At 55.0% G+C, this 24,835-nt stretch carries 20 protein-coding genes and 3 pseudogenes; 21 read left to right on the top strand and 2 right to left on the bottom strand.

The window, feature by feature from the left end; all coding sequences use genetic code 11:
* Positions 1 to 396 precede the first annotated feature (396 nt).
* From ACEPAJ_RS04870 to ACEPAJ_RS04915, 10 genes and pseudogenes are all read left to right on the top strand, one after another.
* On the top strand, positions 397 to 834 hold the full coding sequence (locus tag ACEPAJ_RS04870) for a hypothetical protein (RefSeq protein ID WP_425913861.1): 438 nt from the start codon (positions 397 to 399) through the stop codon (positions 832 to 834).
* A 593-nt stretch (positions 835 to 1,427) separates the two neighbouring features.
* The gene (locus tag ACEPAJ_RS04875; RefSeq protein WP_425913862.1) at positions 1,428 to 2,723 is read left to right on the top strand and encodes a tyrosine-type recombinase/integrase; all 1,296 of its coding nucleotides are present in this window, start codon (positions 1,428 to 1,430) and stop codon (positions 2,721 to 2,723) included.
* A gap of 45 nt (positions 2,724 to 2,768) precedes the next feature.
* Positions 2,769 to 3,074 (top strand): annotated as a pseudogene (locus tag ACEPAJ_RS04880) (methyl-accepting chemotaxis protein); the annotation flags it as partial.
* 211 nt (positions 3,075 to 3,285) lie between these two features.
* Positions 3,286 to 4,248 (top strand): bifunctional GNAT family N-acetyltransferase/nucleoside diphosphate kinase regulator, encoded by a 963-nt coding sequence (locus ACEPAJ_RS04885; RefSeq protein WP_143508170.1) that lies wholly within the window; start codon positions 3,286 to 3,288, stop codon positions 4,246 to 4,248.
* 401 nt (positions 4,249 to 4,649) lie between these two features.
* Entirely contained in the window at positions 4,650 to 4,790 is a 141-nt protein-coding gene (locus ACEPAJ_RS04890; RefSeq protein ID WP_185965445.1) for a hypothetical protein, read from the top strand.
* 9 nt (positions 4,791 to 4,799) lie between these two features.
* Complete coding sequence (locus tag ACEPAJ_RS04895; RefSeq protein WP_425913864.1) at positions 4,800 to 5,261, top strand: hypothetical protein; 462 nt, start codon at positions 4,800 to 4,802, stop codon at positions 5,259 to 5,261.
* A complete protein-coding gene (locus tag ACEPAJ_RS04900; protein WP_143508168.1) occupies positions 5,246 to 5,467 on the top strand; it encodes a hypothetical protein in 222 nt (73 codons plus the stop codon). The genes ACEPAJ_RS04895 and ACEPAJ_RS04900 overlap by 16 nt, the downstream gene beginning before the upstream one ends.
* A gap of 322 nt (positions 5,468 to 5,789) precedes the next feature.
* Positions 5,790 to 7,226: a cytochrome-c oxidase, cbb3-type subunit I gene (gene ccoN, locus ACEPAJ_RS04905; RefSeq protein ID WP_425913865.1), complete on the top strand. Its 1,437-nt coding sequence runs from the start codon at positions 5,790 to 5,792 to the stop codon at positions 7,224 to 7,226.
* The gene (locus tag ACEPAJ_RS04910; protein ID WP_143508166.1) at positions 7,226 to 7,444 is read left to right on the top strand and encodes a hypothetical protein; all 219 of its coding nucleotides are present in this window, start codon (positions 7,226 to 7,228) and stop codon (positions 7,442 to 7,444) included. The genes ccoN and ACEPAJ_RS04910 overlap by 1 nt, the downstream gene beginning before the upstream one ends.
* A 104-nt stretch (positions 7,445 to 7,548) precedes the next feature.
* Positions 7,549 to 8,679, top strand: coding sequence for an HPP family protein (locus ACEPAJ_RS04915; RefSeq protein WP_143508165.1), 1,131 nt, complete (start codon positions 7,549 to 7,551; stop codon positions 8,677 to 8,679).
* 43 nt (positions 8,680 to 8,722) lie between these two features.
* On the opposite strand, the gene ACEPAJ_RS04920 is transcribed toward ACEPAJ_RS04915, so the two are convergent.
* Positions 8,723 to 9,586: a LysR family transcriptional regulator gene (locus ACEPAJ_RS04920; RefSeq protein WP_143508164.1), complete on the bottom strand. Its 864-nt coding sequence runs from the start codon at positions 9,584 to 9,586 to the stop codon at positions 8,723 to 8,725.
* 107 nt (positions 9,587 to 9,693) lie between these two features.
* Between ACEPAJ_RS04920 and ACEPAJ_RS04925 the strand changes: the two genes are divergently transcribed.
* Entirely contained in the window at positions 9,694 to 10,161 is a 468-nt protein-coding gene (locus tag ACEPAJ_RS04925) for an EAL domain-containing protein (protein WP_425913867.1), read from the top strand.
* A 60-nt stretch (positions 10,162 to 10,221) separates the two neighbouring features.
* On the opposite strand, the gene ACEPAJ_RS04930 is transcribed toward ACEPAJ_RS04925, so the two are convergent.
* Positions 10,222 to 11,250, bottom strand: a complete 1,029-nt coding sequence (locus ACEPAJ_RS04930; RefSeq protein WP_153376404.1) for an IS30-like element ISPa59 family transposase — start codon at positions 11,248 to 11,250, stop codon at positions 10,222 to 10,224.
* A gap of 122 nt (positions 11,251 to 11,372) precedes the next feature.
* Here ACEPAJ_RS04930 and ACEPAJ_RS04935 point away from each other — a divergent pair, with 122 nt between their 5' ends.
* The 10 genes and pseudogenes from ACEPAJ_RS04935 (at position 11,373) to ACEPAJ_RS04980 (ending at position 24,835) form a co-directional block, all read left to right on the top strand.
* The gene (locus ACEPAJ_RS04935) at positions 11,373 to 11,840 is read left to right on the top strand and encodes a hypothetical protein (RefSeq protein WP_425913868.1); all 468 of its coding nucleotides are present in this window, start codon (positions 11,373 to 11,375) and stop codon (positions 11,838 to 11,840) included.
* A gap of 244 nt (positions 11,841 to 12,084) precedes the next feature.
* Positions 12,085 to 13,212 carry a response regulator gene (locus ACEPAJ_RS04940; protein WP_425913870.1) on the top strand — a complete coding sequence of 376 codons (1,128 nt, stop codon included), beginning with the start codon at positions 12,085 to 12,087 and terminating at the stop codon, positions 13,210 to 13,212.
* 17 nt (positions 13,213 to 13,229) lie between these two features.
* Positions 13,230 to 17,720, top strand: a complete 4,491-nt coding sequence (locus tag ACEPAJ_RS04945; protein WP_425913871.1) for a PAS domain S-box protein — start codon at positions 13,230 to 13,232, stop codon at positions 17,718 to 17,720.
* Positions 17,717 to 18,205 carry a CHASE domain-containing protein gene (locus ACEPAJ_RS04950; RefSeq protein ID WP_425913872.1) on the top strand — a complete coding sequence of 163 codons (489 nt, stop codon included), beginning with the start codon at positions 17,717 to 17,719 and terminating at the stop codon, positions 18,203 to 18,205. Before ACEPAJ_RS04945 ends, ACEPAJ_RS04950 begins: the two co-directional genes overlap by 4 nt.
* Before the next feature lie 287 nt (positions 18,206 to 18,492).
* Positions 18,493 to 18,825: pseudogene (locus ACEPAJ_RS04955) on the top strand (PAS domain-containing protein); the annotation flags it as partial.
* A 66-nt stretch (positions 18,826 to 18,891) separates the two neighbouring features.
* Positions 18,892 to 19,635 (top strand): annotated as a pseudogene (locus ACEPAJ_RS04960) (sensor histidine kinase); the annotation flags it as partial.
* Positions 19,632 to 21,590 carry an ATP-binding protein gene (locus tag ACEPAJ_RS04965; protein ID WP_425913873.1) on the top strand — a complete coding sequence of 653 codons (1,959 nt, stop codon included), beginning with the start codon at positions 19,632 to 19,634 and terminating at the stop codon, positions 21,588 to 21,590. The pseudogene ACEPAJ_RS04960 and the gene ACEPAJ_RS04965, both read left to right, overlap by 4 nt.
* A 263-nt stretch (positions 21,591 to 21,853) precedes the next feature.
* Entirely contained in the window at positions 21,854 to 24,139 is a 2,286-nt protein-coding gene (locus ACEPAJ_RS04970) for a CHASE domain-containing protein (RefSeq protein WP_425913875.1), read from the top strand.
* Positions 24,136 to 24,456: a response regulator gene (locus ACEPAJ_RS04975; protein WP_425917946.1), complete on the top strand. Its 321-nt coding sequence runs from the start codon at positions 24,136 to 24,138 to the stop codon at positions 24,454 to 24,456. The genes ACEPAJ_RS04970 and ACEPAJ_RS04975 overlap by 4 nt, the downstream gene beginning before the upstream one ends.
* Positions 24,449 to 24,835, top strand: a complete 387-nt coding sequence (locus ACEPAJ_RS04980) for a response regulator (protein WP_047302726.1) — start codon at positions 24,449 to 24,451, stop codon at positions 24,833 to 24,835. Before ACEPAJ_RS04975 ends, ACEPAJ_RS04980 begins: the two co-directional genes overlap by 8 nt.

Genomic DNA, 24,835 nt, shown 5'->3' on the forward strand with positions numbered 1-24,835 from the left:
GCACCCTGATAGGGCGTTAATCTTCGCCTAGCAATGAGGTGTTCACGTGACCAGAAGATCATTCAGTCTGCCGCGGGCAGAGAGAGGTGCGGAAAGTTGCGGAGCGTGTCGCTATTACTACTGATGCGATCCTTGAGCCTGTATTTTTTCCGCAAGAATCCACAGCGCCTCCGCAGTCTGAAAGCAAGCAATGGCTTGGCTCTCCGCAGACTCCGCACTCACAGGCATTTGCTACCGCTGACGCTGACTTCGAGGAGTTTTAGTCGTGGCCGCCCTGGACTATCTGCGAGGGCCTGGAGTGGTTGTCGAGGCTCTGCCGGAAAGCTGTGGGTCTCGCCAGTTGAGCGACTGACCCCAGAGATTCGCCAATATCTGCGCGATTATAAAGCGGCGCTGTTGGCCGAGTTGGGTGCCGTAAACGATCACCAATCCGGCGCATGGCTGCACCTACTGGTCCTCGCAGATGGTTGCGTTATTCAGCATTGCGGCAATTTGACTGCCGCTAATGTTGAGCGGGACGCTCGTAAGCGATACGGCAGAAGTTTGTTAGTTGTTGTGGCCGTGCCGAGCTATGAGCGTCCTCTAAATGAGGCTGAGATCCTTAAGGCGCTTGCTGGGACTTTGCCATCACCATTGATCGTGCCCAAGCTCTTGGGTGCCTGGCTTGTGCGGGTTGCGCGACTGCTGGGAGTTCAACCCATCGCGCTTCTGGGCTGTGGCCATCTGGAGCCGCACGACATAGCCGGGCAGGCTGGTAGTGATGCGCTGCTAGTGGCGAATCTTATTCGGACGGCGCCAACATGGATAAATCGTCCGGCGAAGAAATACGCCTGACGTTTCTTGCTGGGCTACTGGTGGTATACAGCATCCCATTCAAAGCTAGGCAAGGGTATAAATTCTGAGTGTTTCTATATCTGGTCATAGCTGCCGCAACCAAGTGCGAGTGTGTTCTAGCCTGCAATGCAAAGCAGGCGCCCCTGAGGTGCGGAGTGTTGAGCGGAAAAGGCTAGCGCAAGAGGAGTGTTGAGCACAAACGAAAAAAGCCCACCTTGCGGTGAGCCTTTTGGTGTTTCGTATGGTGCCGGCACCAAGAGTCGAACTCGGGACCTACTGATTACAAGTCAGTGACAAAGGCTAATTATTCACAGGTCGGTTGATGAAAATTGACAGCATTTACGATTTGTAAATTCTTATATTTAAAGGTTTTTAACGTTTTTTATGGCTTTCGAGGCTGAATATAACCCTTGTTTGTTTTTTAGTCAAAACCCTACCCCGGCCCTACCCCGAGCGCTATAATCCCTACCCCAACCCTACCCCAGAAACGGTCAGGATTTCGGTATGAAAACGCGCGTCGCCATGAACGAACATACCCTCAAACGGCTCAAATATGACCCGCCAAAGGGCGTACCGAATATCTTGATCCTTCCATGCCTGGGCATGGCACCTTCGGGGTGCGGGTCAGCAAGACATGCAAAAGTTTCATCTTGCTATACAGCTTCCATAACCATCCGCGCCGCCTGACCCTGGGCACTTACCCCGATTTGTCCCTCGCAGAAGCGCGCGCAAAAGCCATGCAGGCCGTTGAGCTCCTTAAGCAGGGCATTGATCCGGGGCAGAAGAAGATCGTCGAGTTGGTCGAGTACCGCACCAGTCCAACGTTCGAAGAGGCAGTTGTCAGCTACCTAGAGTGGGCTGCAAAAAACAAAAAATCGTGGCGTGAAGATGAGCGCATGCTGCGCAGCGAGTTTGTTCCGCACCTCGGTCGCACCAAAATCGGTGACGTCACACGCAAGCAGGTCATGGCGCTGCTTGATCACAAGGCCAAGACCGCACCGGTGCAGGCCAACCGTCTGCTGGCTGTGATCCGCAAGATGTTTAACTTCTGCGTCGAGCGCGAGATCCTGGCTGCGACACCCCTGGTGCAGATCAAGAGGGTGGCTAAGGAAACGCCACGGGAGCGCAGCCTCAATCGGCATGAGATCGTGTGGTTTCTGCACCAGTTGGCCGGTGCCTCGCTGACGACCAATACGCGCTTTTCCCTGTTGCTGAGCTTGCTGCTGGCGCAGCGCTCCGGACGCATCGTGGCTATGCGTTGGGTCGACTTTGACCTCGATGACCGGATCTGGGATCGCAGCGGTAAGTTCGAAAAGAACAACAACCCAATTGCTATTCCGCTGTCCGAGGATGTGCTGAGCATTCTGAAATATCTGCGCGAGCGGCAAGTTCAGAAAGTGATGTCGAATGACCCTGAGCACTGGGCGAACAGTAAAAAGCTGCCCAGCCCTGGGCAGTACGTCTTTCCCGGGCGTTGGCCTACGAAGCCGCAGACGCAGCCTTCGCTCAATCGCGCGATGCGCCGCTTCTACGATGACTACGTGAAGGATTCAGATCGGGTCGAAGAAGAGAGTCTGCTGCGCGTTGCCGATGGCTATCCGCGTCCAACCGTGCATGACCTGCGACGCACGGCGACCACACACATGTCCAAGCACGGCCTGGGCAAGGAAGTCCGTAGTCGCATCCTTAACCACAAGGACCTTTCGGTAGATGCGATTTATGATCGCTATGCCTACTTTGAAGAAAAGGCAGAGGCTCTCCAGGGGTGGCATGCTTATCTGAAGGGGTTGCTGCAGAAGGAGTTTGGCGACGTGGATTGGGTGGAGTTTTACGGACGCCGCATGGAGGCTGTTACGTCTAGTGAGGACAAAGACAAGTCCAAGTCCTGAGTGGCAGAGCTGGCCTGAGTTGCAAGGCCATCTACTGCCGGAGGCATTGCTGCGTACAGGGCTATTGAGGCTGCCCGCGCTGGTGAACATGGTCGCGGCTTCGCCGTAGTAGCCGATGAAGTGCGCAAGCTGGCTGGCCGAACCAGCGAAGCCACTGAAGAAATAGTTAATGTAGTACAGCAGAACCAGGCGCTTGCCGAACGAGCTATGCGAGAGATGTTCAGCAGCCGTGAGCAAGCCGAGCAAGGCCTAGCGCTGGCCAACCAAGCTGGCACCGTGATTATGGAAATCCAGGACGGTGCTAAACAAGTTGTTGGCGCGGTTGGACGTTTCGCTAACGAATTACAGTAATCATGGCTTGGCAGACCTAGGCGCCCAGAAGCACTGACGCGAATGAGTGCATCCTGTACATTTGTTCAGCAAGTCCCACTGGGGACGTCACCATTTACAAGAGAGGTTGCCTGATTCGAGCTCAGCAAAATGGTGACCTTCCCGAAATCTCCGTGCCGTTCGGCAATATCCGAGTTATGTCTTAAGATAGCCTGCTACCGAAAGAACCGTCATGGCTATGGCCATGAAGGGCTTTCATTCTTTACAGACAAGTGTGGTGAAGATGAACAAGCCTTTCATTTCGCTGTGCCCTGAAATTACTCGGGAACACGCGCTGAAGCTAATGGACTGGTTGGAGGATGAGCACGTCACCTGTTACCTGAGTGACTCGCGTCATACCTCCCGCTTCATTGAGCAAGCCATCGATCGGACTCAACTACCGATCCTGACGCATCTATTCAACCGGGGCGGCCGATTTTTCATGGCCTATGATAGACATGATGCTCCGGTGGGTTTTGTCCGCCTCATTAAGTCCGGCGTAAATTGCGAAATTGTCCTAGTGATCGGGGACAGCGACAAATGGGGCCGAAACCTTGGTGCCAGCACAATCCGCGAAGGCATGAAGCTGGCTTTTCTTGAGATGCGGGCAGAAAAGCTCATCGCCAAGATTCACCCTGACAACGTGCGCTCGCTAAAAGCCTTTTTACGAAGTGGTTTTATTCTTGAGAGTGAAACGCCGGCACTAAAGCTATTTTCCATGACGGTCCGGCGCTATCTCCAGTTATTGCGCGAAGGTGCTGGCGATGATTCCAGCCGGATCTACATCACTGAAATCGACAAAACTATGCTTGAGAGCCTGATCGTGCTGGAGCATGGCCCCGCTGTTATTGAACTAGAGCATGAGCTTGAAAGAGCGATAGTCGTAAAACCGCAGCAGGTTGCAAGTAACGTCGTCACGATGAACTCCAGGGCATTGCTCCAACTGGACGAAGACGAGATCGAAGTAACCTTGGTCTATCCGGAGCATGCAGACACAAGCCTCGGCAAGTATTCGGTGTGCTCTGATATCGGCGCTGCCATCCTCGGTTATCAGGAGGGGGACGCCATCGAATGGCGCGTTTCAGATCGGACCTGCCGGATTGAGATCAGGAAAGTGCTCTACCAGCCAGAGGCTGCTGGCCATTTCCATCTGTGAGCGCGCTTTTGGTTCAATGTGCGCCTATCTGAAGCGAGGCGTATTTCTATTTGGTGATTCGGGGTGCACTGACATCCAGTAATTCCGTCCAGCAGGTGGAATTGAAGAGCAACCCTAACCCCATTAATCGCTAAGCCCAAGGCAAAAATGATAAGTCCCACGCTATGCTGGTAGATATTGAAAAGCCTCCCGTAGAATGAAATGAAGTAGCTTTTGAGCCTGTGGCCAGGACAATCAGTATAAGTCCAAGCCCTGAGTGGCAGGGTTTGCCGAAAGTGTCGGCATTACTGTTGCGGCGCTGCAGCCGTAGGCGTTAAAGGGCCCGACAGCGGTACGTGAGTTCAGCGAAGCCCTGCTACTGTTTGGCCTTACTTCGAGCGTTGTCATAGGCGTAGGGGCTGATGACCTCTAATACCGCCTTCGCCCAGCTGACAGAGTGGCTGAATGCAGGCGGGCAGGGCGTGGCAGCATCTATGCTGGTATCGTTTAGTCATCTGCTGATCGAAGAGTTCCAGGACATCTCGCCGCAGATCGTCCTATGACTGCAGGCTGTGCAGCGTGCCCAAGCCAGCCTGGGTAATGTTGTCAGCCGGATGGCAATCGGGGACGACTGGAATTCGATCTACGGCTGGCGCGGCAGCTCGCCGGAGCTGTTTATTGACTTCGACCGGCACTTTCCGGGCAAGCGGCGGGCAAAGCCCAGCGCGGTGCTGACCCTGGCCAACAACTATCACTCGGTCGAGCTAATTATCCGTGACGCCGAAGCGCTGCTGGGCGATGTGCAGCACAAGCAGCAGAAACCCAGCCAGGCGATCAAGACCACGCAGCCGGGCGATCACGGCATACGCCTAATTCAGCGTTTCGACAGCAAGGCAAACCTGCCGGAACTACTCAAGCAGATCAGCGAGCAGTGCGCCTATGCGGCCGAGCGCAACTGGACAAGAGACTGCCGGTCAAGGCCTATACCACCCACCGTGCCAACGGTTTTCAAGCCGAAGTGGAGATCATCCTAAATGATTGCCAACCGCCTGAGTCGCACCCGCTGCGCAACGCGCTGTATGTCTACTCTGGCTTCTTCAGCAACAGCTACGACCAGGCCATGCAGGATGAATGCTTACGCCAGGCCTACGTGGCGATCACCCGCGGGGTCAGCCGGGTCTTCTGGTACTGCCAGAAAACCCGGGGCGCAACACGTATCCTGGCAGTGCGGGGCAAGTAGAAGTTCACTCCCGATGTTAGCGCTGCGATGTCTTTAGCAGATTGGCTGAGTCGTCCATGGTTATTGCTTTATTGCGTGGTAGGGACACCAATTTGGCAGAAAGCGGTAATCTTTTAGTTCATTAATAGTGAACTAAATTAATAATATTATTAGTTTGTTGTTATCTATAAGGCCCGGCACACTACGCGCCCCTGTCGACCGAGAAGCCAGTATCACGCGCTAGCGAGCTTGTTTGTGAGAGCTCTTCGGCTACGTGACAGCTTTGCAAAATCGCGTAGACAGGTTTCTTTGCCGCGTATCCTGTGCTTTGGACCTTCTGATAATGAATGCTACCGACGATACCCGTCCTTCTCCTGCCTATAACTACGCAGTCGTCCGCCAGTTCACGCTGATGACATTGCTCTGGGGCATTCTTGGCATGGCCATGGGTGTGTTTATCGCCGCCCAATTGGTCTGGCCGGAACTGAACTTCGGTCTGCCCTGGACCAGTTTCGGGCGTATCCGACCCATTCACACCAATCTAGTGATTTTTGCGTTTGGTGGCGGAGCGCTGTTTGCTACTTCGCTGTATGTGGTGCAGCGCACCAGTCGAGCAGCGCTGGTTTCCGACGGCCTGGCGCGCTTCGTGTTCTGGGGCTGGCAAGCTGCAATCGTAGCCTTGCTGGTGAGTTATCCATTAGGCATCACCACCTCCAAGGAATATGCCGAGATGGAGTGGCCGATAGCCTTGTGGGTGGCCATCGTTTGGCTGGCCTACACCTACCTGTTCTTTGGCACCATCGCGCGGCGTACGGTCAAGCATATCTATGTCGGGAACTGGTTCTACGGGGCATTCATCATCGTCACGGGCATGGTGCATGTGGTTAATCATCTGTCTGTTCCCGTCAGCTTACTGAAGTCATACTCGATCTATTCCGGTGCCACCGATGCAATGATCCAGTGGTGGTATGGGCACAGTGTGGTGGGCTTTATTTTGTCCGTGGGTTTCTTAGGCATGATGTATTACTTCGTGCCCAAACAGGCTGCGCGACCGATTTACTCCTACCGTCTATCCATCGTTCACTTCTGGGCCATCATCGCCCTGTATATCTGGGCTGGTCCGCACCATCTGCATTACACCGCCTTGCCGGACTGGGCGCAGACGCTGGGTATGGCGATGTCGATCATCCTCTTGGCACCCAGCTGGGGCGGCATGATCAACGGCATGATGACGCTGTCGGGTGCCTGGCATAAGTTGCGCACCGACCCGATCTTGCGTTTTCTGGTGGTTTCGCTGGCGTTCTACGGCATGTCGACTTTTGAAGGTCCGATGATGGCGATCAAAACGGTTAACGCCCTGTCGCACTACACCGACTGGACCATCGGCCATGTTCACGCCGGGGCTTTGGGCTGGGTGGCAATGATCTCCATCGGCACGCTGTATCACATGATTCCCAAGCTCTATGACCGCGAGCAGATGTACAGCGTCGGCTTGATAAACACGCACTTCTGGCTGGCCACCCTGGGCAGCGTGCTGTACATCGCCTCGATGTGGGTCAATGGTATAACCCAGGGCCTGATGTGGCGTGCGGTCAATGAGGACGGCACTCTGACTTACTCCTTCGTTGAGGCCCTTGAGGCCAGCCATCCAGGCTTTATTGTGCGGCTGGTGGGCGGCGCGATCTTCGCCAGTGGCATGTTGTTGATGGCCTGGAATACCTGGATGACCATACGCTCCAGCGAGCGCACCGCACATAAGTCGGTTGGAGTGCATGCCTGATGTTTATTCTCGGACTCGTGGTGTTCTGCGGCGGCCTTTATTACTGCATCGGCCTGAGCTCGTGCGACGAGCTGGAGCAAGCCGCACTGCTGCCGTTCGCCGATGACGCACTGGCCGCGCGCAATATGACCGCCGCCACCGGCCGCGTCTGCGACCGGGTAATGGAGCCGCTGGCAGAGCCAGTGGCGTGTCCGCGAGCGAGCAGGTGGGATGCCTGAATCCGGAGTTTCCATACCCACGGAGGGGACCCGTGCCTTACCCCTTGGCACGCTTCAGGGCTTACGCGTGTGAGCCCTTTTTCTCACTACAGATGCACCGAACCATGCCCCAACCTCGCTCTGCGCTGCTGAACTGGCTCTACGCTTTCGTCCCTCAGTCGATGAACACCCATCCCCGGGAGTGGCTGCGTGCCGGCCTGGGCGCGGGGCTGGGCGTGTTGTTGACTACCTGGCTCTGTCATCAGCTATTCGGCCCCACAGTGGCCGCGCAATTAGTCGGTCCGCTGGGGGCCTCGGCGGTGCTGTTGTTCGCGGTGTCTTCGGGGATGCTTGCGCAGCCCTGGTCGATCATCGGCAGCTACCTCACCGCGACGGTGGTGGCCCTATTGGTTGTCCATTGCACTGGCAGTTCTATGCTCAGTGCCAGCATAGCGGTCGGTTTGGCCCTGATCCTCATGTGCCCGCTGCGTTGCCTGCACCCGCCGGGTGGCGCTGTGGCGTTTTGTGTTGCCATAGGTGATGGACATATTCGCGGCCTGGATTGGCAGATCATCTACCCGGTGATGCTCAACGCCTGTTGCCTGCTGGTCTTCGCCTTGCTGTACAACAACCTGAGCTGGGTGCGCTATCCACGGGCGCACGCTGTGCCTACCGGCAAAACTCACAATACCGATGATCTGGCACCGCAGGAGCGCGTCGGCATTACGGCTGGTGACCTCGATCATGCCCTGGAAGATATGGGCGAATTTATTGACGTGACCCGCGAGGATTTAGAGCAGCTTATCCGTGCCACTGAGAAATACGCACTGCGGCGCAGCATGGGTAATATCCGCGCCTGGCAGATCATGTCCCTGGATGTGCGCAGCGTGACGCCGAACACCACATTGCGCCAGGCGCTGCGTCTATTCGAGCACCACCATGTGCGCAGTCTGCCGGTGCTTGATGAACAGCGTCGACTGGTCGGTGTGGTCAGCCTGACGGACTTGCTCGGTCATTCACGCAGGGCTCGCCGCCTCAAATTTCCTGGACGTGGGAATATTCCGGTCAGCCGTGTGATGAGCCAGCCGGCGATCTCGACGGACAGCGATACCCATGTGGTCGAGCTGATTCCACTGCTGTCGAGTATGGGGCTGCATTGTCTGCCGGTCTTGGAAAAAGGCGAACTCGTGGGCATCGTGACCCAGACGGATCTGATTACGGCCTTGCACCGTGACCTGATTGCCCATCTGGGCTGAAATCCGGGCATTGCCGAGAGTCATTCCCGGGTGGGTATGTGGATCAGATCATCGGGTCCCAGCGTTGGGACCAGTCCGTATCGCTTCTGACGACTTCGCGTAGCAGGGCAAAGGCCTGCTGCAGCACCGCCGAATCACGTTCGCGGGAATACACTAGATAAGTCGGATAGCTGAACTCTGGTGCTTTCTCCATCCGTGCCAGTACGCCGCTGTCGAGGTAGCTCTGCACCACGCGGGTGCGAAAGTAACCGCTGCCGCCATGTTCAAGGATGTACTGCAAGGCCAACGGCCCAAGGTTAAAGCCCAGGGATGCCTTGGCTTTTTCCGGCAAGGCGGCATCGTGCTGACGTCGGAACGCGTCACCCCAGTCAATGTAGATATAGGGCTCTGGATTGGCGGGTAGGTAAACCTGGATCAGCTTTTCTTCCAGTAACTCCTCGACTTGTAGGCTTGGCCAATAGCTCGGTTGGTAAACCAGGGCCGCATCCAGTGTACCCACTTCCAACTGCTGCAACAGGCGTTGAGCATCGCCAACGTCGGCCCGCACGGCATGGGTGCTAATGCCCTCGCGCAAGGCCCGTACCCATTTAAGCATCAACGGGTTGCAGAGACTGACCTCCCCACCCACGTGGAGGATGTTGTGATAGCCCTTGACCAGGGGCAGATCCCTTTGCGCGGCTTCCCAGGTGAGCACCATCTGGTTGGCGTGCACGACGAAAACCTCACCGTCGGCGGTCAGCTTGGCCCCGGCGCGGTTACGCACAAACAGTTTGCAGCCAAGCTGACTCTCCAGGCTCTGGATGCGCGCGGTAATCGCGGTCTGGGTTACGTGCATGCGCTGGGAGGCCGCAATAAAGCTGCCGCCACGGACGATTTCGAGGAAGGTGCGTGCGAGATCAATGTCCATGGATGGGGTCAGTGGCAGTTTTGAGGCAATATTATAACCACCTCAACCTGTTGTCAGGCGGTAAGAAGCCACCGTCTACACGTGGGCGCCATCTACTTGAACAGCACATGCGCAGTGCATTGGATGCTCGGGTTTTTGAGGTTTTTTATCAAGCCAAAGTAGTTGCTGATGAAAACAAGGTTGTTGGTATGGAAGCTTTGTTGCGCTGGCGTGGTGAAGATGGTGAGTTAATTTCCCCGGCAGATTTTATCCCCTTGGCTGAAGAAACCGGCTTGATCATTCCGTTGGGAAAGTATGTGCTGCAGCAGGCGTGTTTTGATGCAAAGTCGCTTATAGATCAAGGCGCCAATATTATTGACATGTTAGTCGATAAGAGTGATGCGATAATCGTTGATGCGATTGTGAGGATTTCTCAAGCGTTTGAGTTTGAGTTTGAGTTGGTGGCGGAGGGTGTTGAAACGCTGGAGCAGATATCTGCCTTGCAGTCATTAGGTTGCCGGATTATGCATTCAAAACCTATTACTTATGAGGAGTTTGTCGCTCTGCTTCATTCTGGTAGGTTTGGTTTTAAATAGTTTTGGTTGTTATTTCGGGGCTTTTATGAGTGGCGGTTGCAGGAGCTGAGTGCAACACGGTCATTGAATTGAAGCTGGAGCATCATGCCGCATAGCCATGGCCTTCTGCATCACCTCACCCATAACTTCGATGGGGCACTTGAAGTCGAAGCGCTTACGCGGTCGCATGTTCAGTTGCAGTGCAATAGCGTCGAGTTCTTCTTGGCTGTGTACCGACAAGTCCGTGCCCTTGGGCAGGTACTGGCGGATCAGGCCATTGATGTTTTCGTTGCTGCCGCGTTGCCAAGGGCTATGCGGATCGCAGAAGTAAATCGCCACCCCGGTCTGCTGGGTGATTTCAGCATGCCGCGCCATTTCTCGGCCCTGGTCGTAGGTCATGCTCTTGCGCATCGCCAGCGGCATGCCATTGAGCGCTGCACTGAAGCCTTCCATCGCCGAGGTCGCCGTCGCGTCGTTCATCTTTACCAGCATCAGGTAGCCACTGGTGCGCTCTACCAGCGTGCCTACAGACGAGGCGTTGGCCTTGCCCTTGATCAGATCGCCTTCCCAATGCCCTGGCATCAGTCGGTCTTCGATCTCCGGTGGGCGCACATGGATGCTGACCATCTCGGGGATCTGGCCACGCCGATCCACGCCGCCAGAGCGCGGCCGGCGCGTCGTCTTACTTTGGCGCAGGCAGATGATCAGCTCCTTACGCAGCTCGCCGACCGGCAAGGCATAGATGGCGTTATAGATCGTCTCGCGACAGACGTATGCATCTCTGAGGCTGGGAATGTTCATGCTGCGCAGCTTGCCGGCAATCTGCTCGGGAGACAAACGCTCGCGCAGCATATGGGCCACCAACTGAAAGCGCTCACCACCCGGCAACAGCTTTCGTTTCGGTCGACAGCCTTGGCGGCGGGCCTGCATCTGCTGCTGGGCCATGCGGGCCGAGTAGCCACCACAGACATCTCGATTGCGGCGCAGCTCCCGGCTGATGGTCGAAGGGGATCGGGTGATCAAGCAAGCAATCTTGCGCAGGCTGAACCCTTGGGCACGGCTGATTTGAATGGTGGCGCGTTCTTCAACGCTGAGTTCGGAATAAGACATAGGGGCAGCACCGTACCGGAAAGGTCAGGTGTTGCACTCAGTTTTTGCCGCCGCCAGTCGTATTGGAATGCAGTGGCTATAGAATGTCAAATAACTCGCCATATACTCTAGGTGAAGATTGTTTGGCTGTTCCTGCTGAGTTGGTTAAGTCTGTGGCTAGATTGCAGGTGCATTTAATCAGTGGCGGGGTGATGTCACTTGTATCGTTGCGAGAGGTAGGTAGTGGTTCCGTTGTCGAGTCGTTTGAGTTCATTAGCTTTCGATTTGGTGGCAATCTAGGTTTAATAAAGAGTGTGTTGAATAGCCTTGCGCCTTCACAATTAAATCAACTTGATCGGTTAAGTAGTTTTTCCAAGCGTCGAGATCCTGTCGGTGCAGCATCTGTGCTTCATGCGATGAGAGGTGCGTGTGGCACCAAGGGGACGCAGCTCCTTTCAACTTTCGCCGGAGAACTTGAACATCGCCTGATTCATGATGACAAAGACTTGCAGTTATACCTACTGGTTGATGAAATACTTGTTGATGTGTTGCGAGAACTAATTATTTTTAGCGACAGGCTTTTAAAGAATATGTTTGATGTGTCAGTGTGATGGTTTTTGTGAGTGTTCAAGCGGGGTTGGATTTATAAAAGCCGTTGATGTGTTTTTTGATTTTTACTAAACGTACTCATGTTTTTTGTCATGAGCTAGCTCTGATGGCTCCGGGTTTAATGTTAGAGCGAGCATTCAAGTAAAGTTTTATTAGCCTAATCAGGTGCCGGGGGCTATACATAGCTACAGACATAACAAAAAATGCTGCGCTAGCCTTATTGGATGAAGGCTGTAGGAGTGACAGATGCACGTAATGATTCTCGAAGACGATGTCTGGATTGCTGACCTCTTGCGGCAAATCGTTCACAGCCTCCGCCCGCAGGCGCAAATTAGCTGCAAAACAAGCGTAAACGCTGCTTTGGATGAGTGGCAGAGCAACCCTGCGGATCTGGTGATTTGCGACTGGAACCTCCCTGACGGGCCTGGCACTCGTTTGCTTGAGCGAATCCGCAGGCAGGATACTCAGGTGCCTCTTGTCATGATTACCGGGCGTGCAGATCGTGACAGTGTGCTGGAGGTGCGGTCGCTACGGGTGAGCGCGTTTATCAGCAAGCCCTTTCAGGTACCCAAGGTTCTGGCTTGCTTGGATCGTTTATTACCTGCCACCAGTTCGTTGAGCCCCGCTGTCGCACCTGCGGTTGAGCGTTTTACGGATTTTCTGGCTGAGCAAACAAGCGAAAAACTTGATATGCCGTTGCAAGCGGGCAGCTTTGCCAGGCTCGTCGCGCTTGGCAAGCAGCCGGCAGAGTTGCGCGGACTGTACGAAATTGCGCGTGAGGAGCCTGCCATCACCGCGCGTCTTTTGGCTGCCGCCAATGGTGCTCAGTACAGCAATGGCGGCTCAGCCTGTATGAGTGTGCACGAGGCTTTGCAGACACTCGGTGTCGCCACCAGCTTGAATATTGCGCTTGGGCTAACCCTTCGGCCTGAGGCTGAGCTACAGGACCCCGAGCTGGTTTTGATTGCCCAGGAGCAGTTCGGACAGACCCAGTCTTTGTGCAAGCGCGTAGCGGATTTGGCTGCGGCCTGTCGTATTGATCCTGCGTCGCTGCACAGTGCGGCGCTGTTGCATCGTATGGGTGAGCTTTGTGTGTTGGGGCAGGCCCAACTCTGGCGTGATAAAGGGCACAGCTTATCTCTGGAAGACTTAAGCCACGCTCTGGCCAATAGCAGCAGCGAGTTGGCGGGGCGCCTGAAGGCACACTGGCGATTACCTATCCCTTTGCGGGACCTTATTGGCGCTTGCTATGCGCTACCGGCGATCAATACGCGGCGTGAAGCCATACTCATGCATCTTGCCGCTACCGAGCTTATCGGTCAGGCAGATCCATCCAAACTAGCTCGTTTACGTCGGCTTGTTGGCCTGAATTGATAGGTGCGTGGCACATAATGAGCAAACCCAAGTCGCTTACTTTTTTTATTGTGCTAGGCGGCAGCCTTTGCCTGACACTGTTGTTTGTGGGCTTGTATTGGCAGACCATAAGTGAATGGGATGCCCTCTGGCAGCATTCCAAGCAGGCCGAGCAGCGCCTGATCATTCAGAGTGATCAGCCCAACAGCCTTGAGTCTGAGTTATCGGTGCAGCACTCTGAGAACGAGCCCGCGAGCTTGCGCGTAGCCCAGTCCTACGAGCAGCACCTCAGTGATAAAAGGCAGCTGTTCATTAGATGGTCAGTTGCATGGTTGGCAGCTCTTGGCCTTTTGCTGTTGATGTTCTGTGCCGCTCGCTATAACACCCGGCAACAGTCGCTCATTCATCAGGCTGACCTAGAGGAACGTCACCGAGAAAGTGAGCAAGCCCGTGAGTTGTTAGGGTTGATTACCTGGGCTCAGGCTGAATATATCCAGACGGATAATCAGCGCGACAGTTTTAATACATTGCTTAATCGCGTCTTGGCCGTCACTGAAAGTCAGTTCGGATTTATCGGTGAGGTACTCCAAGATCTGCAAGGCCTGCCGTACCTGCGCACTTATGCCATCAGCAATATCGCCTGGGATCAGGCCAGCGCTGATTTTTATTCTGAGCGTGCAGATCAGGGAATGGAGTTTCATAACCTCGACACGTTATTCGGTCGTGTAATTCGTGATGCCATGGCACTGATCACAAATACCCCCAGCGAAGATCCCCGGCGTGGTGGGTTGCCGCCTGGTCATCCGCCTTTGGAGGCTTTCGCGGGGTTTCCGTTGTTCGCTAACGGTCAGATGGTTGGGATGCTGGGTATTGCAAACCGTCCAGGTGGTTATGTTGATGAATTCGCTGAACAGCTCAAGCCTCTTCTGGCAACGCTGGGTCAGCTGATTGAGGCGTTGCGTCGCGATATTCAGCGTCAGCAAACCCAGCAAAGTCTGCAGCGGCAACAATATGCGTTAAGCGCACTTAACCAAATTGCTGCACTGGCTCATTTGGATAATCAGCAGCAACTGCGCGCTGCTTTGCAGCTGGGCGCTGATTTTTATGGTACCCCGCTGGGACTCATCAGTCAGATTGAAGGCGAGGACTATCATGTCCTGGCGCAGTTTTCTCCGCCGGGCACGCTACAAGATGGCCAGCACTTCAGTCTGGGCGAAACATACTGCAGCCTCACCCTAGCTGGCCGTGATGTATTGGCTATCGACCATATGGGCAACAGCGAGTATGCGCACCATCCCTGTTACCCCGCGTTTAGTTTGGAAACCTATATCGGAATTGCAGTTGTAGTCAGTGATCGTGTCTTCGGTACGCTGGCGTTTTGCTCAACTGAGCCTCGTAAAGTGCCATTCGACGACGCGGAGTTGGAGTTTCTCCGCCTTTTTGCTCGCTGGGTTGGTGCCGTGCTGGAGCGTCAACAGCAGGAGCATGCCCGTCAGGTCTTGCTGCAACGCTTGGATGAGTCGCAGCGTATCGCTCGCCTCGGGCATTGGGAGGCCAATCTTGATGATGGCAGTCTGTATTGGTCAGCGCCTATCTATGAGATTTTCGGTTATGACATTGAGCATTTCACCCCTAGCGTTGAGGGCTTTAAACGCTGTGTGCATCCTGAGGATGTAGCCATCGTCGAAGCATCAGAGGCTCGGGTAAATGCGGGAGGTGAGCATAATGTTCGCCACCGCATTATTCGCCCAAATGGCGAGGTGCGTTGGGTGCAGGAATTAGCGCGGCTGCAACCCGACGCTGAGGGGCGTTTGGTGCGCCTGGTCGGTACCGTACAAGATGTTACCGAGCAAGCTATGGCTGAGTTCACCCTAAAGAGCCAAGGCGAGCGTTTGCAGAGCATCATTGCAGGTACCAATATCGGCACCTGGGAATGGAACGTGCAATCCGGTGCGACCGTATTCAACGAACGCTGGGCGGAGATCATCGGCTATCGCTTGGATGAGCTCGCCCCCATCGACATTAACACCTGGTTGAGCCATGCCCACCCAGATGATCTGGAGCAGTCAGGTGAGCTGCTTCAAGCTCATTTTCGCGGTGAAACACCCTATTACGACTGCCAGTGCCGAATGCGCCATAAGGACGGACATTGGGTCTGGGTGCATGATCGCGGTTGCGTCGTCAGTTGGAGTGCCGATGGCGAACCGCTGATGATGTATGGCACGCATGCTGACATCACGGAAGTGCGTGAACAGCAAGAGGCGATTTATCAGGCGCGCGCCTTCCTGCAAGCAGTACTCGATTCAGCTACAGGGGTCAGCGTGATCGCTACTAATCCGGCTGGCCGGATTACCCTGTTCAATCGTGGTGCCGAACGTCTGCTCGGCTACAGCGCTGACGAGGTTGTTGGTTTGCATACGCCAGCACTGTTTCACCTTGCTGGTGAGGTTGAGCAGCGTGGCCTGCAGTTAAGCGAGCAACTTGGGATGGCGATCAGCGGGTTTGAGGTGTTTGTCCACCAGGCCCGCAGCGGCGAACCCGAAACCCGGCAGTGGACTTACCAGTGCAAGGATGACAGTCAGCGCCAAGTTAACCTGACCGTCAGTGCCATGTTCGATCAGCACGGTCAAATCACCGGATTTTTGGGTATTGCCAGTGATATCAGTGAGCTTCAAGCCGCAACACGTTCGCTGCAGAAAAGTGAAAGCCGCTTTCGTGGCTTGGTTGCCAACCTGCCTGGCATGGTTTACCGGTGTGAGAATGATTCCGAGTGGACCATGCGCTTTATGAGTGACGAGGTTGCTGAACTGTCCGGCTTTCCGGCCAGCGACTTTATCGATAATCGAGTTAGAACGTATGCGAGTGTGATCCACCCGGATGACCTGCATATTACCTATCAGGCCGTCGGCGCTATCGAACGAAAAGAGACGTTCGAATTGACCTATAGGTTGCAGCACGCGGATGGCCACAGCGTATGGGTGCGAGAGAAAGGGCGCGGTGAGTACGACCAAGGGGGGGCGTTGCTCTGGGTGTCCGGATTCGTCTGGGATATCAGTGACCGCAAGCAGGCAGAGGATGCTTTGTGCGTTAGCCAGCAGCGTTTCAGCGGGGCATTCAATACCGCGCCTCAGGGTATGGCCATGGTGGGCTTGGATGGCCGTTGGCTTGAGGTCAACGATGCACTCTGCGCAATGCTGGGTTACAGCCGCAGTGAGCTTCTTCAGCTGGACTACCAGCACATCACCCATCCCGATGACCTTGAGACTGACCTGCAGCTTTTGCAGCGGCTGCTCAATGGCGAGATCAACGACTACCAACTGGAAAAACGCTACCTGGATAGACAAGGTCGGGTAATTTGGATTTTGCTGAGCGTGTCACTGGTGCGCGACGCCCTAGGTCAGCCTTTGCATTTCGTATCGCAAATTCAGAACTTCAGTGAGCGGGTCGAGGCCGAAAAAGCACTTCGCGAGCGTGAGGAATACCTGGGCACTCTGCTTGATAACGTTATTGATGCAATCATCACGATTAACGAGCAGGGGTTAATAGAGACCTTTAACCCAGCCGCTGAGCGCATTTTCGGTTATCGCCTGGAGGATGTAAGAGGGCAGAGCGCCAACTTACTCACGCCTGCTTATTACCGAACCAAGTATGACGACCTAGCGACCTATCTGCAGAGTGGTGTCGCGGGCATTCTGGGTAGACCCAAAGAGCTACCGGCCCAGCGCCAGAGTGGCGAACAGTTCGTTATGGAGCTGGCGGTGTCGCAGATTACCTATCAGGGCGGGCTTCGTTTTATTGCCGTAATCCGCGACATCAGCGAGCGCAAGCGCATCGAGCAAATGAAAAATGAGTTTGTTTCTACAGTCAGCCATGAGCTGCGCACGCCACTGACCGCCATCGCAGGTGCCCTGGGCCTGATAAACGGTGGCGCTTTGGGTGAGGTGCCTGTTGTGATGCAGGACATGCTGCGTATCGCTCAGGGTAATAGCCAGCGTCTTGGCGAATTGATCAATGACCTGCTGGATATGGACAAGCTCATAGCCGGCAAAATGACCTTCGATATACGCCTACAGCCTCTGCAAAAGCTACTCGAAGCGGCTATTGAACAGAACCAGCCCTATGCTGAGCAGTATCGTGTCCAGTTGCAGTTACTTCAGCCAGCAGGTGATCTACAGGTTCGGGTAGACCGTCAGCGGTTGGGGCAGGTGTTGGCCAATCTGTTGTCCAATGCGGCCAAGTTTTCTCCAGAGGGCAGCGCCGTTGAGGTCGCTGTTGCAAGCAAGAATGGTTATGTACAGGTCAGCGTAAGCGACCAGGGCCCTGGTATACCTCAAGCGTTTCGTCAGCGAATCTTCAGCAAGTTTTCTCAGGCGGATGCAACCGATACGAGGCAGAAGGGTGGTACCGGGTTGGGGCTGGCCATCAGCAAGCAACTGATTGAACAAATGGGTGGGCAGATCGGTTTCGACTCGGTAGAAGGTCAGGGCAGCACGTTCTGGATTGAACTGCCCGTGGAGCCTTCCCTATGAGTGATCACAGCCCGCGCAGGTTGATCACGGGTATGTTGAGCAGCCTGGCCATTCTGCTGATTCTTGGCCTGGGTGTGGAACTGCTGTTACGGCAGTACAGCCTGCGTCAGCACGAACTTGAGCAGCAACGCCTGCTGGCCCATGCCTATGAAGTCCGGGCAGTACTACTGGCTGAACTAAACGCCACCCTGCATCTGGCTACCGGTCTTGCCAGCTACATTCCCGCCAAGCAGGGGCGCATCGATGAAGCTGAATTACAGCCCTGGCTGCGCGGTCTCTTTGAGCAGGGGCGGCATATTCGCAACATAGGCTTGGCACCAAGTAACCGCATTGATTTTCTCTACCCGCTGGCAGGTAATGAGTCTGCACTGGGGCTTTATTACCCGGATCTGGCTGCGCAATGGCCGGCCATTCAACGTGTCATCGCCAGCCGTAAGCCACATCTGGTAGGGCCGCTGCCTCTGCTTCAGGGGGGCAAGGGTTGATCTACCGAGTACCGGTTTTTCTAAATGACCAAAGCTACTGGGGGCTGATCAGTACCGTTATCGATTTCGAACAACTGGCCGCTGAAGTCGAGTCTATAGCCCGCAAGCGCGGTATAGCTGTGACGTTTACGCCAGCAGATCAGGCGGCTAAGGCTGCCAATCAAGACGCTGTGGGGCTACCTGTTTCCTTGGCTGGCGCCCAGTGGCAACTTCAGGCTGCGTCCCTGAACCCTGCGAGGAAAACCTTTATCGGGTTGCGAATACTCGGTTGGGGATTAGCTTTTACCGTGGCCGGGTTAATTGGTTTTGCCCTGCACACGCAGCAACGCCGAGCCAACCTGTTGTTGGCGCTCAATCAAAGCCAACGAGATTTTCTTCAGGCGTTTGAATTAGCTCCGCAAGGTATGGTGCTGATGTCGGCTGAAGGTGTGCTGCTTGCCGTGAACCAGGCGTTTAGTCGGTTATTGCAATTGCCCGCAGAGCAACTGCTGCATCGCCCACTCCACTCATATTGCCTGCCTACTGAGCATGAGTCGCTCTCTGTACATGTCTCGGCTATTCGCCCAGGTCATAACAACAGCTGGTTTTTGACCTTGGTTGATGCGCAGTATCTGCAGATTCCAGTTGAGTGCAGTGCTGCGATTCTTGGCTCTTTGGGTGGTGCTGATGAGGTGTGCATTCTGCATGTGCAGGACATGCGTGAGCGGTTGCGTTTACAACGCCTGCAGAGCGAGTTTACGGCCAGTGTCAGCCATGAATTACGCACGCCACTGACTGCCATCGCCGGTGCACTGAGTTTGATTAACGGTGGGGTGCTGGGTGAGGTGCCTCACGCTATGCAGCAATTTCTGCAAATCGCCCATGCCAACAGCCTGCGTTTGCAGGCGTTGATTGATGATTTACTGGACATGGAAAAGCTCATGGCCGGCAAAATTCGCGTTGAGCTGCGCGATCAGTGGCTATGGCCGTTGCTCGAAGAGGCCGTGGCGCATAATCAGCCCTATGCAGATCAATATCAGGTCTTGCTGCATCTGGTGGGGCCTCCCTGCAGTTTGCGCGTTGTGGTGGATGAGCAGCGCCTGGCCCAGGTGCTGGCTAATCTGCTATCCAATGCAGCCAAGTTCTCTCCGCCGGGTACTCAGGTAAGGCTGTTGGTCGAGGAGCATGCCGATCAGGTCAGGGTCAGTGTCCAGGATCAAGGGGCGGGTATTGATGATGATTTTAAGGCCCGAATTTTCAGCAAATTTTCCCAGGCAGATGCCAGTGACCGCCGACAGAAAGGTGGCACAGGTCTTGGCTTGGCGATTAGCAAGGAGTTGCTAGAACGCATGCACGGACGTATCGGTTTTGACTCCGTCAAAGGTCAGGGCAGTACCTTCTGGTTTGAACTCCCCCTCCATACAACCTCGACGCAGCGGGCCAATTTATGAGCAAGCATCCAGGGCACCCTCAGGCCCCGCTTAATGAGCCCAGTCGACTTGCAGCTTTGCTTGCATTCGAGCTGCTGGACACACCTGCCGAAGCCATGTTCGACAACATCACTACATTGGCGGCGCAGATCTGTAATACCCCGATTGCGCTGATTTCACTGATTGATGCCGAGCGCCAGTGGTTCAAGAGCCGTGTCGGGTTGGGGGTAAGTGAGACACCACGGGAGCTGGCTTTTTGTGCCCATGCGATCAATCGTGACGAGCTTTTTGAAATCGAAAATGCGCTACTCGATCCACGCTTTTGCGATAACCCACTGGTCACCAGCGACCCTGATATTCGCTTCTATGCCGGTATGCCGCTCAGCGATGGGCATGGGCATAATCTTGGCACTTTGTGTGTGATTGACCGGCAGCCGCGTCAGCTCAATGAGCAGCAGCGACAGAGCTTGAAGCTGCTTGCGCAACAAACGGTGCAACTCTTCGAGTTGCGGCTGCAGTCACGTCATCAGCGCGAGCAAGCTGCCGTACACAAAGCCATTCTGGGCAGCGCGGGTACGGCGGTGCTGGTGGTCGATCCTGCTGGCTTGATTCAACAAGCCAGCCCAGGTGTTGCAACCTTGCTGGGCTATAACGCAGATGGCCTGCTCGGGCGAGAACTTGAGTTGCTCCTGCCGCGTAATGGTCGCCAGTTGACCCGTGATGCACTGAGTTCAATACCTGCTCAAGGCAGCAGCCAGGGCCAGCTGCATGAAGTGCAGATGCGACATGCCTCCGGCCATACGGTGCCGGTGTTGTTGAACCTTTCCCCCGTCAGTCTGGAGGACAAGTTCGATCTAGGCTATCTGTGCATTGTTCATGATCTGAGTTATCGCGAAGAAGCGCTGCAGCGCTTACAACGGCTTAGTGCTCAATTGCCGGGCGTGGTCTATCAGTTCCAGCTGCTAGAAGATGGCCGCAGTTGCTTCCCCTACGCGAGTCAAGGCATTGAAAGTATTTATGGGCTTACGCCAGAGGCAGTTGCGAAGGATGCTACTGCCGTATACGCCTTGATTGACCCCGATGATTTGCAGGGGGTAAGTGACAGCATTGCCACCTCTGCCGCCAATCTTGAGCTATGGCATCAGGAGTACCGGGTGCTACACCCCACTAAAGGGCTTATCTGGGTTGAAGGGCGTGCCGCACCACAGCGCGGCGCCGATGGCAGCGTCATGTGGCATGGCTTTATCAGCGACATCACCGAGCGCAAGCATCTTGAGCGGTTAAAGGATGAGTTTGTGTCCACTGTCAGTCACGAGCTGCGTACACCGCTGACTTCTATTACCGGCTCACTTGGTCTTATCAACGGTGGTGCCCTCGGCGCAGTGCCTGATGCCATCAAAGACATGCTGGCGATTGCGGAGGGCAACAGTCGCCGCTTACGTCAGTTGATTGATGATCTGTTGGATATGGACAAGCTGATTGCTGGGAAAATGAGCTTTGATCTGCAACCGATCAAGCTGGATGAGTTGTTGGCAGAGTGCGACGCAAGCCATCAGGGCTTCGCTCAGCATCTTGGCGTTCGCCTACTGCATTCCAATTGCCCAGACCTGCAGGTGCTGGCTGACGCTCAGCGTCTGCAACAGGTGCTGAGCAATCTGCTGTCCAATGCGCTGAAATTTTCTCCAGCACAAGGGGAGGTTCGCCTTTACAGCGAGCTTGCGGGGCAGTCTGTACGCATTCTGGTGAGTGACCAGGGGCTTGGAATACCCGCGGATTTCACCGCGCGCATTTTCAAGAAATTTTCCCAGGCCGACGCGAGCGACAGCCGTCAAAAAGGCGGTACCGGTCTTGGCTTGGCCATCAGTAAAGAGCTGATAGAGCGCATGGGTGGCACTATTGGCTTTGTCAGTGGGCCGCAACGGGGCAGCACGTTCTGGATTGAACTGCCACTGCACCATCAGGAAGACGAATTATGAGTCCACTTGAAAAGCTCCTATCCCAGAGCCCGCGCATGATGCCGCTTGTGGTGCTGCTCTGCGGTTTGCTCGCAACGGCGGGGGCCTGGTATGGCTTGCGCGCCAGCCAGCAAGCAGCAGCTGAACTGCACTTTCAGCAGCTCACTGGCGAGGTGGTAGAAGCTGTTGAAAAGCGCATGAGTAATCATCGGCAAATTTTGCTGGGTGGGGCTGGCTTGTTTGAGGCGAGTGAGTCGGTCAGCCGTGAAGACTGGCGCCACTACGTGCAGCGTCTTGACCTGGATACCAACTATCCCGGCATTCAGGGCGTGGGGTTTAGTCAGGTAATCCGGCCTGGCCAGTTGGCAGAATTTGAGGCAGTTGTGCGCAGTGAAGGGTTTGCTGATTTCTCTGTGCGCCCGCCAGGATCTCGTGATTTATACACCTCCATCCTGTTTCTGGAGCCATTCAGCGGGCGTAATCTTTCGGCTTTCGGTTTTGATATGTATTCCGAACCCATGCGCAGAGCGGCCATGCGCCAAGCTGCAGAAACGGGTAAGGCACAACTCAGCGGTAAAGTGACGCTGATGCAAGAAACGGCAGGCCCGGCGCAGGCAGGGTTGTTGATGTACGTACCTGTTTACCGTTCAGGTGCGCCGCTAACTAACGCTAAAGAACGCTTCGACGCCTTACGTGGTTTTGTTTACAGCCCATACCGTGTCACCGATCTGATGAGCGGGATTCTTGACGGGCGCAAGTTGCAGATTGATTTTGCCTTGTTCTCCGGGGCCAAAGCCGATCCCGAGCAACAGCTTTTCGTGAGTGATCCGCGTGTTGCCTCAGGCCAGGTGGCAATAAGGCAGGCATCACTTCAATTGTTCGGTCAGAACTGGACCTTTTCCTTCTACGCCCAGCCAGGCTTTTTCAAGCGCTTCCATCAGGGGCAGGACCTTCTCCTTCTTCTGGGCGGCATCATCAGTGTGCTGCTGTTTTTCCTCACGCGCACCCTTGCCCAGGGCCAGCAGAACGCACTCAAACTTGCTGGCGACATGACCGTTCAGTTACGCAACAGCGAGGTGCGACTGCAACGTGTGCTTCAGGGCGGTCATGATGGCTGGTGGGATTTGGATATGCAGAGTGCAAGCTTTTATGCATCCCCCCGCACGTGGCAGATGCTCGGTTATTCTGATGATGGCCCTCAGCCGCCGTTCAACGATTGGGCGCAACTGGTTCACCCCGAAGATTTGCCTGTGCTGCAAGATCTGCTGCAACCCTCGGAAGGTGAGGCCGAGAAATACCTGAATCATGAGTGTCGCTTATTGACGCACGATGGTCACAGCTTACCGGTACTGATACGGGCGCTGATCCAGTATTCAAGTGACGGGCAGATGATGCGTGCCAGTGGCACAGCCATGGATCTCAGTGAACAGAAACGCATTGAACAACTGAAGAACGATTTTGTTTCTACAGTCAGCCACGAACTGCGGACACCGTTGACATCTATTTCAGGCTCGCTGGGCTTGGTTAATGGCGGTGCGTTAGGGGTTGTTCCAGACTCCATGAGGCCGATGTTGGAAATCGCTCAGCAGAACAGTCAGCGCCTTAGCCATCTGATTAACGACCTGTTGGACATGGACAAGCTTGCTGCAGGCAAGCTCAGTTTCGAACTGAGTAACTTGGCACTCGCCGCAGAGCTAGAAGAGGCCGTGAGTTGCAATCAGTCCTATGCCAGCCAGCATCAGGTAGAACTGCACCTGGACCCTATACCGATGCTCCAGGTCCGGGCTGATGCCCTGCGCTTGCAGCAGGTGTTATCCAACTTTCTTTCAAATGCCATCAAGTTTTCCCCGTTCGGTGGTCAGGTCCGCTTGCATACGACGTTGCGTGATGGCCGTGTGCGGGTCAGCGTGACGGACCAAGGCAGTGGTATTCCCGAGCATTTCCGCAGCCATATCTTCCATAAGTTCTCTCAGGCCGAAAGTGGCGATCAACGGCAGAAAGGCGGTACTGGGCTGGGGCTCGCCATCAGCAAAGAACTGATTGAGCGCATGGGTGGTCACATCGGCTTTGACTCACAGGAGGGGCATGGCAGCACCTTTTGGTTTGAGCTGCCAGTTTTAATGACCCATACGCCAGCCCCCGATCTACAACGCCCAACTATTTTGGTTGTAGAGGATGAGGCCGATATTGCACGGCTACTGCAAATGCTGCTACAGGGGGCTGGCTACCGTGTATTGCTGGCACATAGTCTGGCCGTAGCCCGGGAGCTACTTGAGCGCGAACCGGTAGCCGCGATTACCTTGGATTTACGTATGCCAGATGGCAATGGCGTGGAGTTCATCCAGGAGTTACATCGCAATTCTAGCGCTCGTGATCTGCCTATCTTAGTGATCTCGGCTGCCAACGAACAAGGCCAGCTGAGCTTGCAGGGGGGCTGCATGTGGTTGACTGGCTGGATAAGCCGATTGATCCCGCGCGGCTATTGGGCGGCTTGCGTAGGGCGCTTAGTGGTATGCATGAAAAGCCACGCATTCTGCATGTTGAGGATGATGCCGACTTGCGTACGGTGATTGCCGAGCAGGGCCGCCACCTGGCGGAATTTATTGGCGTAGCCACTTTGAACGAAGCCCGTCAGCATTTAATAGCTGGCAGTCTGGATTTGGTGTTACTGGATTTGAATTTGCCTGATGGAAGTGGTCTTGAGCTTATAGAGGAGATTCACCAACTTTGCCCTGGACTACCGATAGTGGTTCTGTCCTCGACAGAACTGTCAACGGAACAACTAAGCCGCGTTGAAGCAGCGCTCGCAAAGTCCAGAACGGAGACTCAAGACTTCCTCGATATTCTGGCTCGACTGTTGCCGACCAAGGAGAATGGATATGCCTGACCTCAAGCGAATTCTTCATGTCGAAGATGACCCATCAATCCAGGCAGTCGCCAAGGTGGCACTGGAAGCGGTCGGTGGCTTTACGGTGTTGAGCTGTAGTTGCGGTCAGGATGCCCTCGACCAAGTTCAAGGATTTGCTCCTGATTTCATTCTGCTGGATGTCATGATGCCGGGCATGGATGGCCCGCAAACACTTCAGGAACTTGGCAGGATGGTCGACATCACGCAGATCCCTGTTGCTTTTATGACGGCCAAAGTTCAGCCAAATGAGATAGAGCACTATCGCAGTTTGGGTGCGCGTGACGTCATCATTAAGCCTTTTGATCCCATGCAACTGGCGACTCAAATTCGTGCAATTTGGAGCCAGTCTCGTGGATAA

The organism is Pseudomonas sp. GWSMS-1 (assembly GCF_049847425.1).
In the GTDB taxonomy this organism is placed as follows: domain Bacteria; phylum Pseudomonadota; class Gammaproteobacteria; order Pseudomonadales; family Pseudomonadaceae; genus Aquipseudomonas.

Coding starts and splice junctions, on each gene's coding strand:
- ACEPAJ_RS04885 (WP_143508170.1), top strand. CDS start 3,286: ATGGCTATGGCCATGAAGGGCTTTCATTCTTTACAGACAAGTGTGGTG.
- ACEPAJ_RS04875 (WP_425913862.1), top strand. CDS start 1,428: ATGCCTGGGCATGGCACCTTCGGGGTGCGGGTCAGCAAGACATGCAAA.
- ACEPAJ_RS04890 (WP_185965445.1), top strand. CDS start 4,650: ATGACCTCTAATACCGCCTTCGCCCAGCTGACAGAGTGGCTGAATGCA.
- ACEPAJ_RS04965 (WP_425913873.1), top strand. CDS start 19,632: ATGAGCAAGCATCCAGGGCACCCTCAGGCCCCGCTTAATGAGCCCAGT.
- ACEPAJ_RS04920 (WP_143508164.1), bottom strand. CDS start 9,586: ATGGACATTGATCTCGCACGCACCTTCCTCGAAATCGTCCGTGGCGGC.
- ACEPAJ_RS04910 (WP_143508166.1), top strand. CDS start 7,226: ATGTTTATTCTCGGACTCGTGGTGTTCTGCGGCGGCCTTTATTACTGC.
- ACEPAJ_RS04980 (WP_047302726.1), top strand. CDS start 24,449: ATGCCTGACCTCAAGCGAATTCTTCATGTCGAAGATGACCCATCAATC.
- ACEPAJ_RS04915 (WP_143508165.1), top strand. CDS start 7,549: ATGCCCCAACCTCGCTCTGCGCTGCTGAACTGGCTCTACGCTTTCGTC.
- ccoN (WP_425913865.1), top strand. CDS start 5,790: ATGAATGCTACCGACGATACCCGTCCTTCTCCTGCCTATAACTACGCA.
- ACEPAJ_RS04940 (WP_425913870.1), top strand. CDS start 12,085: ATGCACGTAATGATTCTCGAAGACGATGTCTGGATTGCTGACCTCTTG.
- ACEPAJ_RS04925 (WP_425913867.1), top strand. CDS start 9,694: ATGCGCAGTGCATTGGATGCTCGGGTTTTTGAGGTTTTTTATCAAGCC.
- ACEPAJ_RS04930 (WP_153376404.1), bottom strand. CDS start 11,250: ATGTCTTATTCCGAACTCAGCGTTGAAGAACGCGCCACCATTCAAATC.
- ACEPAJ_RS04945 (WP_425913871.1), top strand. CDS start 13,230: ATGAGCAAACCCAAGTCGCTTACTTTTTTTATTGTGCTAGGCGGCAGC.
- ACEPAJ_RS04950 (WP_425913872.1), top strand. CDS start 17,717: ATGAGTGATCACAGCCCGCGCAGGTTGATCACGGGTATGTTGAGCAGC.